This is a genomic window from Francisella sp. SYW-9 (genome assembly GCF_008711465.1).
GTDB lineage: Bacteria > Pseudomonadota > Gammaproteobacteria > Francisellales > Francisellaceae > Francisella.
This window is the reverse complement of sequence record NZ_VXKQ01000005.1, coordinates 127,915-142,416: the sequence shown is the minus strand read 5'-3', so window position 1 is coordinate 142,416 and position 14,502 is coordinate 127,915. Positions and strand designations below refer to the sequence as shown.

Genomic DNA, 14,502 nt, shown 5'->3' with positions numbered 1-14,502 from the left:
ATTTAAGTACTAACTATAACAAGCTAACATCAGATTTTTAAAATTTGCATTTTATTTAAAAATTCATCATTAATTATATCTTTATAGATAAAGAAGTACAATTATTAAAAAGATTTCATAAAAATGTTATAGTGACTAAAGTTATAGGACATATTATTATCTAAAAATGAAAAAACTATGGTATTACACAAAAAACTTTAGCAAAAATACTCTCTTCAAAAAGATTTATGAATTTCAGCTAGGTTTAAAGCTTAATCAAGTAAAACAATATGATGTAGATTATATTAATCAAAGAGTCAACTATTACAATAAGCTACATGAACAATTTACATTAGAAAACCCATTAACATGGAAGAGTTATAAACGTACTACACCTATAGTTATTAACGGAAAGGTTGATCGACAAAAACAACTGTCTGCATATTATTTTGATTTTAAAGAATCTCTGAGCTATTTTAATAAAAATAATTCTTTTGAAACTATATTCACAGACCTAACTGAAATACCACAGCTACCATCATTTGTAAAAAGTCGTCCAATTAATGGAGATAATAAAAATTCAGTACTATTAAAACTTGATAAACTTCGACACTTTCGTTTTATTGATGATCATTTAGCCTTTAATGATAAGAAAAGTGCAATAGTATTTCGAGGACAGTGTCATGTACCCCATCGTCAAGAATTTATAGAGAGGCTATATAATTTACCAAACTCAAATTTTGGTGATACTATGAAATCTAGTCAAGATAAACCTTACTATAAGGATTACTTATCTATATCTGAACAACTAAAATACAGATACATACTAAGTATTGAGGGTGTAGATGTCGCCACTAATTTAAAATGGATTATGAACTCCAACTCCCTTTGTTTTATGATAAAGCCAAAATTTGAAACATGGTTCATGGAGGGTACTCTTATCCCAAATTATCACTATGTTCTTCTAAAAGATGATTACTCTGACATTCAAGAGAAAATAGATTATTATGATAATAATCCTGCAGAAGCTTTAAAAATTATTAAAAATGCGAATAATTATGTTGAACAGTTCAAAGACAAAAACAGAGAAAAGATTATTTCATTACTTGTTCTAAAAAAATATTTTGACTTAAATAAGACAGCACTTAAGTAGTAGAAATTACTCTTTGATATTCTTTTATATAATTTTTAGCGCAAACAGATATATCAAAATTATTTAGAGCATATTCTCGACATTTATATGGATCAATACTACCTATCTGATCTATAGCATCTGACATCTGCTCTAAATAATTAACTACAAAGCCAGACTCTTTATTAACAATTTCTGCTACAGAACCTCTATTAAATGCAATAACAGGTGTCCCACTCATCATAGCCTCAATAATTACAAGTCCAAATGGTTCAGACCATTGTATAGGAAACAATAAAGCTTTTGCTTGAGAAAAGACTTGTGCTTTTTTCTGTCCAGAAGCATAGCCTTTAACATTTATATTCTTTTTAAAGCTTGATAAGAATGATTTTGGATTTCTGAGTAACTTCTTTCTATCTCCTCCATATATATAAAGTTTTACATTACTCTTAGAACATGCTCTTATTGCCTGATCAACACCTTTAGATCTGTAGGAAACTTTTGAAAAAAATAAAAAATGATCTTGCTTTTGCGGGCTAAAAACAAATTCTTTAGAATCTACGCCATTATATACAAAATATTTCAAATTATGGGCTGCCGCGTGATTTCTACTAATACCTACAATATTTTCTGGAAACTTATTGTCAAACAAATTTGTCTTACTATTTCCATGAACAGTTAATAACCACTTAAAATCTTTTACATCCTCAATCTCACCGTAGTGTATATGTACAATATCTGTATCTTTAGGAATATATTCGTTAACATTAGAAAAATTATCGCATTCTATCACCTTTACATTAGCATTCTCATGATAACTACCTTTAGGAGCTATTACAGAAATATCATGCCCCAAATCTGCGAGAGCTCCAGATAACCAATAAATAACTCTTTCAGTACCTCCATAATTATTAATTGGAATTTGTCCTCGGCATATTTGAACTATTTTCATTAGGTATTCTCCATAAAATTTAAGATATTCTAATATAATTTGACTGTATCAAAAATATAATATTCTGCATAACTTTTATTTGTCCAATTATTAGAATCTTTTGATATATCACGATATGAAACTATAAACTGGTTAGGAAATGGTTCTATTTTTTTAAATTTTGCATTTTTTATATGATTATTATGGTAATTATTTATTATATTTTGTCTTTGTACTATTCGAACATGAAGATACAAATACCCTGCGCCTAAGAGAATAATATGAAGAATAAGAATTAAAACTAACTTATAACTATGCTTATATAAAAATTCTGTAAACTTATTTCCTTCTTTAAATATTATCGAGAATATTATATATCCATATATTACATAATACGGTAGACATAACCTTTGTGAAAAAGAGATTGATGCTGGAATTATAGTCAAATATACAAGTATTAAATATAATATCATCCAATAATCAAAACGAGACTCTTCCTTTCTCATATCTATGTACACGAGAATCAAACTTAATATAAAAACTATTGTCAGAAATATATCTTGAACAAATACTTTAATAAAGTTATACACTAATAAAATAAGAGTATTAGCTTGTTGACTACCATTTTCAACATAATCTAAACGCACATAATTACCTGGAGCTAATAGCAAAACTATTGCCGCGAACATTAAAGGTATAAGGAAGAAATATACATTTTTATTTATTTCTGTTTTATTCTTAATAGAGTTAAATATATAGCATAAACAAACTACAATACAAATAGCAAAGTATGCTTCATTGTATAATCCAATAAATATACCTGTAAAAATACTTAAGAGAATGTGCCGCTGCGCTAAATAAAAACACTTATAGTAGAAATAAATTAGTATACATATGCCCCAAAAATACTGAATAGCAACTGTTTTCCATAAGATACTACCAAACGCTGATGACCAAAATGAAAACACAAATAACAGTATAAAATATACTAAGAATTCCTTTGACGTTATTGATACATTATCTTTTGTAACAAACTTAAAAAATATACAAATAAAGAAGCATATGGCAAAGGCATTTATTATATCTAATAAATAAATCATAGATGGTATGCTTTTATTAAAGAATATATAAACCAAGAGCTGTGCAACTATGCGCCCAGTATGAGTAAGATAATCATGAAATATATTAAATATTATAGTGTGATTATAAAAAGCATCAATATTAGCTCTAGGAAAATCATCAGCTGTTAATGGCTGCCAAATATTTATTATTAGAAAATAAAGAAATAGACTAAAAACTATTATTTTTGCTTTATTTTCCTCTAATGTTTTTAAAATCATTTCTAACATATCAAAATATCTTTCTATACAGATAATCCTTTAAGTAATTTAAAGATCTCTTTAAATGATTTTAGAGGCTTACTCTTCTCTAATTCCTTATGATGATTTCTAATTAGCTGTCTCAATTTTTGGATATCTAAATCAGGAAAAGCTTGTATTAATTTGTCAAGAGTTTCATTTGTTTTATTGGGATCTAAAAGGTTATCTCTAATATTCTCTAGTCTTTGAAATTGTAAGTTTGCTTGTTTATCTTTATTTACCAGGATATCATAGGCCTTATGAACATCATCAAGATTATCTAATTTTCGCAAAAGTTTTCCTATAAACTGTATTTGCCTTTTTAGGGCTATTTTTTGCAGATTTTTTGCTTCAATAATATTAGTCTTTAAACTATCAGATATTGGCAACTTATCTAGCTGCTGATTATTAAGCTCTATAAGAGCTTTTCCAAAATCTGTAATCTCTAAAGCATCTTTTTTTATTGTTGTTTTACTTTTTACTGCCTTATAGTGAGAGTTTTCTTGCTCCCATTCTAAACGTTCTATTTCATCTAGATCAATAACTTTGCTCATGGCTCTTATTTAAATTGTTTTTTATATACATATAATATAGATTATAATTTTAAACATTTAATTTATTTTATCCACCTAAAATATCAGGAGATCGACAAATATGTTTAGCTTTGAAAAAAATAGCTTAAAAAACACAGATAAAGAAATATTTGAGGCTATAGAGCTTGAAATTAAAAGACAACATGAACATGTTGAGCTTATTGCTTCAGAAAACTATGCAAGCCCTGCTGTTATGGAAGCTCAAGGATCTCAGCTTACAAATAAATATGCTGAAGGCTATCATGGTAAAAGATACTATGGTGGTTGTGAGTTTGTTGATATTGCTGAAAGGTTAGCTATTGAAAGAGCACAAAAACTTTTCGGTGTTGACTATGCAAATGTACAGCCTCATTCAGGTTCTCAAGCAAACGCTGCTGTATATAATGCTGTTTTAAAGCCAGGTGATACTGTACTTGGTATGGATCTTGGTGCTGGTGGACATCTAACTCATGGAAGTAAAGTTAACTTCTCAGGTAAAATTTATCACTCTATTCAATATGGTTTAGATGAAAGTGGTGATATAAACTATAAACAGGTAGCTGAACTAGCAAAAGAACATAAACCAAAAATGATTATTGCGGGGTTCTCTGCGTTTTCCGGAATAATTGACTGGAAAAAATTCAGAGAAATTGCTGATTCTATTGATGCTGTTTTAATGGCTGATATTGCCCATGTTGCTGGACTAGTTGCTACAGGGCTATACCCTAATCCATTCCCATATGTAGATGTTGCTACGACTACTACACATAAGACATTAAGAGGCCCTAGGGGTGGTTTAATACTTTGTAACAACAATCCTGATTTAGCAAAAAAATTCCAATCTGCTATTTTCCCAGGTATTCAGGGTGGACCTTTAATGCATGTGATTGCTGCTAAAGCAGTAGCTTTTAAAGAGGCTTTAGAACCTAGTTTTGCTGAATATCAAAAGCAAGTATTAAAAAACGCAAAAGCTCTTGAAAAGGTATTAAAAGAACGTGATATTACTATCATATCAGGTGGTACGAATAATCACTTATTGCTTCTTGATATCACTAGCACAGGATTCTCTGGTAAAGAAGCTGAGGCTGCATTAGGCAGAGCAAATATAACAGTTAATAAAAACTCTATACCAAATGACCCTCGCTCTCCTTTTGTAACTAGTGGATTAAGAATTGGAAGCCCTGCTATCACGACTAGAGGGTTCAAAGAAAAAGAATGCGAGCTTATCGCTAACCTACTAGCAGATGTAGTCTTTAACTGTGGTAATGAGAAAATAGAAAAAGATACTGCTAAAAAAGTTTTAGAACTTTGTAATAAGTTTCCAGTATATAACTAAATATAATATACTTTTAAATATAAAACTTAAAAGGAGAAAAATATGAAAAAAACAATTCTAGCTTTATCTCTATCAGTTTTTGCTCTAGCTGCATATGCTGATAGTGGAGAAAATGCCTTATTAACTCTAAAAGGTAAAGATGCCTTTAAATATGAGAAGCTTTATAAAGAAAACTTAGTAGTTTATAACTGTGCAGAAGATGCTAATGTTACAAAGATTCAAAGTATGGATATGGATAAGCCAAAAAGATGTCAACAACATTATGCAAACATGATAAAGAGTATAAATAAAGAGTTCGGTATTACTGGTGTAACAGTTAAAGATATAGAATCTAACAAAGTTAATAACCATATTACTAAAGAAGCTAGTAAATATATGAATCAACATCTAAATGATTTTATGAACAAAAAAGATATTAATTCTGAACATCTTCAAAAATTTATTAATACAAAAGATCAAAACTCTTAATTCCCTAATTCTTCTTACACATTCCCCCTTCTTGCCAGTATTCACTACCAATACAATGATGACAATAGAATAATCCCTGCGAATCATATTTATTTTTGATACTCAATAAACGTGAATAATTATCTCCCCAGAATACTTTTTGCCAGTTTTTTTGAAAATAATCAGCTTCATTAGCATAAGTTCCCGCACTTGGAGCTAATCTTTGTATCATCAACATAGCTTTATATATATCATCAACTTTCTTTTTAATCTCAGGAGTTATTTTAGATTTACCTATTTGTGGCTTATCACTACTATAGCTCATAATAGCTAAAGCTCCAGCATCAAAGACACTTGAATGCATAGATGTTTGTTTAGTAAGTTTTACCGCCTGTTTAGAAGCTCCTGCTAAGCCTTTATTTATCTGTATTGATACAGGTGCTAGACGAGATACTTTATAAAATGTATCTGCAGTTTTTGAAAGATTTTTAGAATCAAATAATGATTCGGGCAAGTACCATGATTGATAAGTATACCAATAAGCAAAAACTTCTCTTGTATTTGATGCCCACCAGAACTCTCCATCACGGGCATCTGGTCCAGTATTTTTGACTACCATATTCGGATAGTTTTTATGCCAAAAATCATAATTCCAAATCTGTGCTGAGGGTATATTAATATACTTGACTTTATAATGTAAGCTAGGTTGAGAATCTACCCAGGATTTAAAAGATTTCCATACATCTAGGGCTTTCTTTTGAGTCAAGTTTTGAGTAACCATAGCTATAGTTAGCTTATTATTTGGGCGAAAAGCAAATTGTTCTCCCCAATGTTTATTGTTTAAATCTAAGTAATAAAATGAAAGGAATTTTCTAATTAATAACTTATATGCTTTATCATTATCTGCAACTATCTCACCGCTCATCAAACCAAAATATTTAGGAAGCTTATGTGTTTTTAAAGTTAGTTTAGTAACTACACCAAAGGTTCCTCCACCACCTCCTTTAATTGCCCAGAATAAGTCTTGATTTTGACACTCATTAGCAGTAACTATTTTACCATTAGCAGTAACAACCTCAGCTTGAACTATCCCTGCAGCTCCTGTACCAAACTCTTTTGACCAACTTCCAAAGCCTCCTCCTTGGGTAAAGCCACCAGCTGCTCCAACTGTTGTACAGCCTCCTCCTTGAACATATTCATGATGTTTATTTGTAACAACATTATATGCTTCAAGCCATCTTGTACCTGCACCAACTGTTACAGCAGAGTATTCTTTAGATTTAGGACAATTTTGAGGATGAAAATGCTTATTGTAAGTAATCTCTCTCATATTATGAGTCCAAATCAATAAAGAATCTGGAGCATTTGAACGCCCCAAATAATCATGCCCTGCACCTTTAATAACTATACGTAAGTTATGTTCTCTAGCGAAATTTACAGCTTTAACAACATCATCTGTATTAGCTGCCTCTACAGCATATGCACTAGCTTTATTAATCCACGCCCCATACCAACCTTGCGATTCATTTCTACCAGGATCTGACTGCAGATAAAAAGGATTTTTAACTTTTGCCAGAGATATCTTACAATCTTTACTATTTATATCTGAATTACATTTATCTAATGATGTTGAAGGCTGTATCAACTTTCCTTTTAAAGATTTTGAAAAATGCTCCCACTGTACCTTAGTTGGCCAACAAGACTGTGATGGAAGACATCGGCAGACAGACCTTGATTTAACTTCAGGTATTACTTGATTATCTGCGTACACAAAAGTTAAAGATGAAAACAACAAAGAATATGTTAATAGTTTCTTATGCATAGTTTTATATAACCCTTAATTTAAGTCAGATTATATAAAACAATATAAATGATTATCCTAATAAAAAGTAGGTATTTTGATTATAAATCAAAAATAAAAATATAAATTTTATAAGCTAGAAAAGATTAACCTAGCTACAGCCATCCAAACCAACGCTCATACCAACTAGGCTCTTCTGTACCATCAGGCCTTAAGTTCTTTAGGAATTTATTTTTAGGATAGTTTTTCTTAAGAACTTTAATATTATCCTTAGCTTGATCATATAGTCTAAGTTTATTATAAGATCTAATAGTTAATACTAAGGCATCCTGAACCACTGTACTTTGAGGATAGTTTTTGATTACTTGTGAAGCTCTATTAATCGCTGCATTATATGCACCTCTTTTATAGTAAAAATGGGCTATATCATCATAGTGCTGTGCAACAGTATTATTGATAAATACCATTCTACGCTTAGCATCAGGTACAAAACTACCTGTAGGATCTAATAATATAGCCTTCTGGAAATTAGTATATGCATCTTCATAGCCAGTAGGATCGTGATAATTCATATCATAGGGAGCATATGTTTGTAGCATACCTCGACCATCTTCAAATCCTACAACACCAATCATGTAATAAACATAACCTTTATACTTACTATATGGATACATTTTTATAAATTGCTTACCTAAAGCTAAAGCCATAGTAGATTCATCATCCATGTAGTACACATATACTAGGTCAACCATTCCTCTTTCGGCTAAAGGAGTAAATGGATACTGTGCAACTAAAGACTTATATGAGCGAATAGCATCAAAATATTTTTCATTCTGCATTTGTTGATGAGCTTTTGCATAAATAAAGCTAGCAGTATAACCAGTATAAACTTGAGGCAATTCAGGGTCTTTTTTAGGCCCACACGAACTTAATGTTAAAACAACCAGAATAAGAGTTATTAAATATAAAAACCTAGTCATTAAATTAACTATCCTTAGAATTTTCTTATATAATCCTATAATAGAATTATTTTTTTATAAAAACATACAAAATATATAACATGCCAAATGATACACTATCTAACAAATTTCATCAAAACATTATTCTACAACCAGAAGATGCCGGCAAAAGAATAGATGTAGCTGTAAATGATCTATTTGATCAATTTTCTCGTTCTCAAATACAAAAGTGGATAAAAGAAGGCTCTATAACAATAGATGGTCAAAAAACTAAGCCTAAACATATAGTCTTAGGTGATGAGCAAATAGATATAAATATTGAATTTCTACCTGCTAATGAATGGTTTGCTGAAGATATTGAACTAGATATAATCTATGAAGATGATGATATTATAGTAATAAATAAGCCGGTAGATATGGTTGTACATCCTGGTGCTGGAAATATGACCGGTACAATATCAAACGCTCTACTATATCGCTATGAAAACCAAGACAAACTACCTCGTGCAGGTATAGTACATCGTTTAGATAAAGACACATCAGGGTTAATGGTAGCTGCTAAGAGTAGTGTTGCATATCACAGTTTAGTTCAGCAACTTTCAAATAGAGAAGTATCGCGTAGATATCTAGCTATTGTTGAAGGAGAAATCTATTATGAAGGTACTATTAATGAACCAATAGGTAGAGATCCTAATAACCGTACTAAGATGGCAATTAACTACAAAGGTAAAGAAGCTATTACAAATTATACGCCTATTGAGGTTTATGAAGGGTTTACTCTAGTAGAATGTAAACTTGAAACAGGTCGAACCCACCAGATAAGAGTTCATATGAAAAGCATCAAACACCCATTAGTTGGAGACCAAACATATAATAAATCATCGGTAAAGCTAAAGAAACTTGGTATAGCGAATTTACAAAGACAAGCTTTACATGCTTATAAGTTATCATTTATTCATCCAACTACAGGAAAAGTCGTTAAATTTAAAAGTAAACTACCATATGATATGCTTAGTCTAAAATCTCAACTTAGGGAAACTATAGAGTATTTTGAGGAAGATGACTATGCGTATGACGAATAAGAAAGAGATTGTAAAGTATTTTTGTATTTCTTTATGCTTAATATTGCTTGCGCTAATATTATCCTTCGAAGAAAAAGTTAAATACCCTACCAAAAACTTCTTTATAGCATCAAAACATCATCAAATATTACAAAAACCAAATTTTTCAGAGATTAAAGATTTTACAGTACGAAAAACTAGCTTTATAAATTATATGCTAGCGGCAATAAATATTGCTAACAAAGAAATATGTCTAGAAAAAAAACAAATACAATCACTAATAAAAACTTTTAATAAAAATCAAACTCTTAATAAAAAGAATCTGCATGTATTAGATGAATATTTAAAACACTACAAAATAAAATCTAATTCAGATATCCCAACCCAACTTAAACTTTTAGAATTAAAGGTAAATACAATTCCCACCAGTTTCATTCTTGCTCAAGCTATTCTAGAAAGCGGATGGGGAGCATCAAGGTTTGCTAGAGATTATAATAACTACTTTGGGCTACACTGCTATTATGAAAATTGTGGAGTAAAAGCTCTAAATGCAAATGTATATTTAGAAGTATTCAATAATGCAAGTGATAGTATTCTAGGTTACTATAATAGGCTTAATACGGGATCAAACTTTAAAGATTTTCGAACTATAAGAAACAAGGTTGAAAGAGATGAGTTACCAAGTATAGCTTTATTTGATACTTTAGAAAACTATTCAGAAATAGGATCTCAAGAATATAAACAACGTCTTCTAAAGATCATTAGTGCAAACAACTTAACGCAATATGATTCTATCAAATATTGTTAATAACAGTATTACAGCTATTGGTATTAATTAGCTTTTTTAGTATATTAAAGTTATGAAGGCTTAAAGTTTTGTATAGAGCAAATGGATTTTAAAATAGATAAGGACACAATTTATTTTGAAGGCTTGCTAACTCTTAAACAAGTTAAGCCCAAAGTGATCGAAAAAGATATAAATAAAATAACAACCAAAATAAAACATCTAGACATATCAAAAATAGAAAGTATGGATACCGCAGGCGCTTATTTTATACTTAAAATAGCAAATAACTTAAATCTAAACAAAGATCAAATAATAACTGATAATCCAAAAAACCAAAATTTAATCAATATTGTCAGTAAGAATTTTCCATCTGAAACTGATGAGGAGCTTGCTAAAAAATCCAACCATATTGTGTTTAACAGCATATATACCTTAGGGAAAAATACGAATAACCTCTTATCTGAAATAAAAGCCAGTATTGGATTTCTTGGAGCTGTATTTATTGCATATTTAAACCTTATTCGTAAGCCATATAAAGCATTTTTCTCTATCGTCTTAGATATTACATATGATTCAACAATCAAAGCTTTGAGTATAGTTATATTACTATCATTAATTGTTGGGCTAGTTTTAACCTATTTACCTTTAGGATTAATGCAACAATATGGTACACAAATATTTGTTGTTGATATGTTAGGAATCTCATCTTTTAGAGAGTTTGCTCCACTATTTACAGCTATTATTATTGCTGGTAGAAGCGGTTCATCTTTTACATCTGAAATAGGTATTATGAAAGTTAATGAAGAGATAGATGCTCTTCAAACAATTGGCGAAGATCCAATGCAACGTTTAGTTTTACCAAGGATTACCGCCTTAGTTATAAGTCTACCTGTGCTTACAACTATAGCAATGGTTGCTAATATAATTGGCGGTATTATTATTATGGATCTAATAGCTGGAGTAACTCCTTTACAGTTTATTGATCGACTATTTACTCATGTTAGTGTTAACCATTTTTACATAGGTCTACTTAAAACACCTTTCTTTGCTTTAGTAATAGCAGGTATTGGCTGCCACCAAGGTTTATCAGTAAAAAGAGATTCTCAAAGTGTTGGTAAGGCAACCACGACTAGTGTAGTATATTCAATTTTTTTAATAATTGTCGTTGACGCCATTTTTGCAGTGGCGTTAAATGGATCATAATAAGGGAGTATTATAATGAATGAAAGCATTATTCAAGTAAGAAACCTATGTACTAAGTTCGGCAAAGAATGGATTCATAAAGATCTAAACCTTGATATTCCCCCAGAAAAAATAAGCTGTATTATTGGTGCTAGTGGCTGTGGTAAAACTACCCTAATGAGAGAGATTCTTATGCTACAGCCTATTTATTCTGGTAAAATATTTTTACTTGGTCAGGAGATCTCAAAACTAATAGATAACCCAATTAAACGTAAAGAAATCTCAAGTAATATGAGTATGATGTTTCAGCATTGTGCTCTTTTTTCATCTTTAACTAACTTACAAAATGTAATATTCCCTTTAAAACAACATACAAATCTTCCTGTAGATATCCTAACAGATATTGCTGTTATAAAGTTAAGAATGGTAGGCCTTAAAGAAGAAGCTTTTAATAAATATCCTTCTGAAATAAGTGGTGGAATGCTAAAAAGAGTTGCTTTAGCAAGAACTATTGCTCTAGACCCTAAAGTTGTTTTTTTAGATGAGCCTCATGCTGGACTAGACCCTTTTTCAATTAAGGCAATGGATGAACTTATTTTATACCTAAAAGAAGAACTTGGAATATCTGTTGTTATGATCACCCATGATCTAAACACTATTTGGCGGATTGTTGATGATATAATATATATGGATGAAAAAAGAATTATGTTGCACGATACGGTTAAATTCGTTTCTCAACAAACTCAATATGACAGTATAAGAAAATTTTTTGATCCACATAATGAGGGAAAATATTAGGAGCTTATATAATGAATGAAAATAGTATAAAGAACCTTATCGCAGGACTATTTGTGATTTTCATGGTATTTGTAATGATCTTTATAGGCTTCTTCCTATCAGGAGGCTTTAGAAATCAATCTACAACTACTTATATGACGAACTTCTCTAGTATTTCTGGATTAAATGTTGGCTCAGATGTCTCATATAAAGGATTTAATATTGGTAAAGTTAGTAATATAGAAATAAATAAAAATAATCCTAAGTTAGTTAGTGTATATATGAAAATAGATAGTAGCATCCCTATCTATAAACAAACTGTTGCAACTCTACAAACAGTAGGGATAACAGGCCAATCAATTGTTGAACTTTCATTAGATATTGATAAAAATGAAGTTGGGCTTGACTTAGTAGATAAACGTAAGGATCAAATAATTGTCATAAAATCAAAACCATCGCAACTTACAAGCATTATGAAAAAAGTTAGTGCTATAGCTGACTCTTTAGATCAAATTTCTGCTAAATTTAATAAGATGTTATCTCCTCAAAACTTAAATAAATTTAATGAGTTTACAGATAGTATAAATATTCTTCTTTATAACCTTAGTAACTCATCTATCTACTTTAATAAAACTCTTATGAATTTAAATGATACAATGACTGAGAGCCAGGAAACTATTACACGCTTAAATGATGTTATGCGACTGCTTCAGTATGACCCTTCAATTATTGTTAGAGGAGTAGAACATGATAATTAAAAAAAATATTAAAACTTTTTTACTAACTAGCTTAATAATAATTTTGCCTCTAAAAATATTAGCTTTTTCTTTAGTTGGAGACCCTGTAAAAGTTCCTAATGAAAAAGAATATATAATTTATGGTAAGCAAATTGAAAAAAAATCTCTTCCTAATACAAAAGATGCTGATATAGATACTACACTTCTTGTTTATAACATCCAAACTCAAGTATCAAAATCAACCCAAATGTTTTATGTTAAAGATAACCAGCTACATAATTTCAAAAATAGCTCATGGGCAATAGCAGTATCTAAAATGCTTACTGTAGCAACTTTTGAATATCTCTTAGATAATAATATTGTTGATAATTTAGCATTCCAAAATATAAATATTAGACAAGACTTTACACTATCAGGAACTACACCTTATGGTCCTGTTTTAGACTTAGACCATAATCAATTTTTCTTCTACATCACCTTTTATCTAAAAAATGAAAAAACAGGTAGAGCGGTTATTAAAACAATAAAATATAATCATAAAATCACAAGTAATGATGTTAGTGCTCACAGATATGCAGAATTAACAAATATAGCCTTAGCACATATTCTTTATGAACTACGACCATGGATAGTTGAAAATCTTAAAAAGCAGAAAGAACATAATATGAAAACATTAAGATCTCACCCTACAACTCTGTTTAATGTCACTAATAAACAATAAAGCTAGCTACCAAACCTATTAAACCGCCAAATACTCCACCCCAAACTACAAGCCAACCTAAATGCTCATGGATAATTCTTTGAACTATTTCTTTTATCATTTGTGGAGTTAATTCTTCTAAACGCATATCTATTAATTTTTCAATTTTCTCACTAGCTTTTTCTGAGATAGTATTACTATCTATCTTTAGACTATCTACTAGCTCTAAAATCTTTATATCTAGTTTTTTTATAAAAGGTTCTCTTAAACCCTCTAAAGCATCTTTTCCTCCTAAAAACATATCTATCATAGAGCCATATTTACTAGTCATTAGCATATCAACAAAACTATCAAAAACTTTGTTAAGGTCTATTTTCGAAGTTACTAGATTTCCAATATATTTTTTAATTTCATCACTAGCTAAGAATTTATTTAAATTTTCTGGAGAAAAGAACTGCTCCATAATCATATTCTTTATAGTTTTTTTAAAACTTTCAAATTTATTTGGAATAATACCTGAACCATATAAAAACGGGATTTTCTCAAATAACATATATATCGCAACCCAGTTAGTAAGTGCTCCAGATAAAGCATAAAAGCCAATATTTTGGATATGGCTATCTGCTAAAAACCATCCAAGCAATGCTAAAAGTAAAGCAATTAAATTTGTTATAAAACTTTTATTAAATATTTTCATATTTTCCTACTTTTTAATTAGTTTAAAATTTATAATAAAGGATAAA

15 protein-coding genes are annotated in these 14,502 nt (G+C 29.9%); 9 read left to right on the top strand and 6 right to left on the bottom strand.

Annotated features, from left to right (window positions below):
• Window positions 1-166: 166 nt before the first annotated feature.
• Complete coding sequence (locus tag F3D62_RS01680) at window positions 167-1,132, top strand: glycosyl transferase family 90 (RefSeq protein WP_150466521.1); 966 nt, start codon at window positions 167-169, stop codon at window positions 1,130-1,132.
• Here F3D62_RS01680 and F3D62_RS01675 read toward each other — a convergent pair.
• The 3 genes from F3D62_RS01675 to yjgA are packed head-to-tail and all read right to left on the bottom strand — an operon-like array spanning window position 1,125 to window position 3,954.
• A complete protein-coding gene (locus F3D62_RS01675) occupies window positions 1,125-2,063 on the bottom strand; it encodes a glycosyltransferase family 4 protein (RefSeq protein ID WP_150466520.1) in 939 nt (312 codons plus the stop codon). The two genes, F3D62_RS01680 and F3D62_RS01675, sit on opposite strands and share 8 nt — an antisense overlap.
• A gap of 29 nt (window positions 2,064-2,092) precedes the next feature.
• Window positions 2,093-3,391, bottom strand: coding sequence for a DUF6056 family protein (locus F3D62_RS01670; RefSeq protein ID WP_150466519.1), 1,299 nt, complete (start codon window positions 3,389-3,391; stop codon window positions 2,093-2,095).
• A 14-nt stretch (window positions 3,392-3,405) separates the two neighbouring features.
• On the bottom strand, window positions 3,406-3,954 hold the full coding sequence (gene yjgA, locus F3D62_RS01665) for a ribosome biogenesis factor YjgA (RefSeq protein WP_150466518.1): 549 nt from the start codon (window positions 3,952-3,954) through the stop codon (window positions 3,406-3,408).
• 100 nt (window positions 3,955-4,054) lie between these two features.
• On the opposite strand from yjgA, the gene glyA reads away from it, so the two are divergent.
• Together glyA and F3D62_RS01655 are read left to right on the top strand one after the other, a co-directional pair.
• Window positions 4,055-5,308: a serine hydroxymethyltransferase gene (gene glyA / locus F3D62_RS01660; protein WP_150466517.1), complete on the top strand. Its 1,254-nt coding sequence runs from the start codon at window positions 4,055-4,057 to the stop codon at window positions 5,306-5,308.
• A gap of 42 nt (window positions 5,309-5,350) precedes the next feature.
• A complete protein-coding gene (locus F3D62_RS01655) occupies window positions 5,351-5,776 on the top strand; it encodes a hypothetical protein (RefSeq protein WP_150466516.1) in 426 nt (141 codons plus the stop codon).
• Between the two features lie 4 nt (window positions 5,777-5,780).
• On the opposite strand, the gene F3D62_RS01650 is transcribed toward F3D62_RS01655, so the two are convergent.
• Both F3D62_RS01650 and F3D62_RS01645 read right to left on the bottom strand, forming a co-directional pair.
• Window positions 5,781-7,577 (bottom strand): FAD-dependent oxidoreductase, encoded by a 1,797-nt coding sequence (locus F3D62_RS01650; protein ID WP_150466515.1) that lies wholly within the window; start codon window positions 7,575-7,577, stop codon window positions 5,781-5,783.
• A 134-nt stretch (window positions 7,578-7,711) separates the two neighbouring features.
• On the bottom strand, window positions 7,712-8,536 hold the full coding sequence (locus F3D62_RS01645; RefSeq protein ID WP_150466514.1) for an outer membrane protein assembly factor BamD: 825 nt from the start codon (window positions 8,534-8,536) through the stop codon (window positions 7,712-7,714).
• A gap of 80 nt (window positions 8,537-8,616) precedes the next feature.
• Here F3D62_RS01645 and rluD point away from each other — a divergent pair, with 80 nt between their 5' ends.
• The 6 genes from rluD to F3D62_RS01615 all read left to right on the top strand — a co-directional run bounded on the left by rluD (window position 8,617) and on the right by F3D62_RS01615 (window position 13,780).
• Window positions 8,617-9,597: a 23S rRNA pseudouridine(1911/1915/1917) synthase RluD gene (gene rluD, locus F3D62_RS01640; protein WP_150466513.1), complete on the top strand. Its 981-nt coding sequence runs from the start codon at window positions 8,617-8,619 to the stop codon at window positions 9,595-9,597.
• Complete coding sequence (locus tag F3D62_RS01635) at window positions 9,587-10,384, top strand: glucosaminidase domain-containing protein (RefSeq protein WP_150466554.1); 798 nt, start codon at window positions 9,587-9,589, stop codon at window positions 10,382-10,384. Before rluD ends, F3D62_RS01635 begins: the two co-directional genes overlap by 11 nt.
• 81 nt (window positions 10,385-10,465) lie before the next feature.
• Complete coding sequence (locus F3D62_RS01630) at window positions 10,466-11,566, top strand: MlaE family ABC transporter permease (RefSeq protein ID WP_150466512.1); 1,101 nt, start codon at window positions 10,466-10,468, stop codon at window positions 11,564-11,566.
• 15 nt (window positions 11,567-11,581) lie between these two features.
• Complete coding sequence (locus F3D62_RS01625; RefSeq protein ID WP_150466511.1) at window positions 11,582-12,343, top strand: ABC transporter ATP-binding protein; 762 nt, start codon at window positions 11,582-11,584, stop codon at window positions 12,341-12,343.
• Window positions 12,344-12,354: 11 nt separating this feature from the next.
• Window positions 12,355-13,080 carry an MlaD family protein gene (locus F3D62_RS01620; RefSeq protein ID WP_150466510.1) on the top strand — a complete coding sequence of 242 codons (726 nt, stop codon included), beginning with the start codon at window positions 12,355-12,357 and terminating at the stop codon, window positions 13,078-13,080.
• A 7-nt stretch (window positions 13,081-13,087) separates the two neighbouring features.
• Window positions 13,088-13,780: a hypothetical protein gene (locus tag F3D62_RS01615; RefSeq protein ID WP_224732618.1), complete on the top strand. Its 693-nt coding sequence runs from the start codon at window positions 13,088-13,090 to the stop codon at window positions 13,778-13,780.
• On the opposite strand, the gene F3D62_RS01610 is transcribed toward F3D62_RS01615, so the two are convergent.
• Complete coding sequence (locus F3D62_RS01610) at window positions 13,767-14,456, bottom strand: DUF445 domain-containing protein (protein WP_150466508.1); 690 nt, start codon at window positions 14,454-14,456, stop codon at window positions 13,767-13,769. The genes F3D62_RS01615 and F3D62_RS01610 overlap by 14 nt on opposite strands.
• Between the last annotated feature and the right edge of the window lie 46 nt (window positions 14,457-14,502).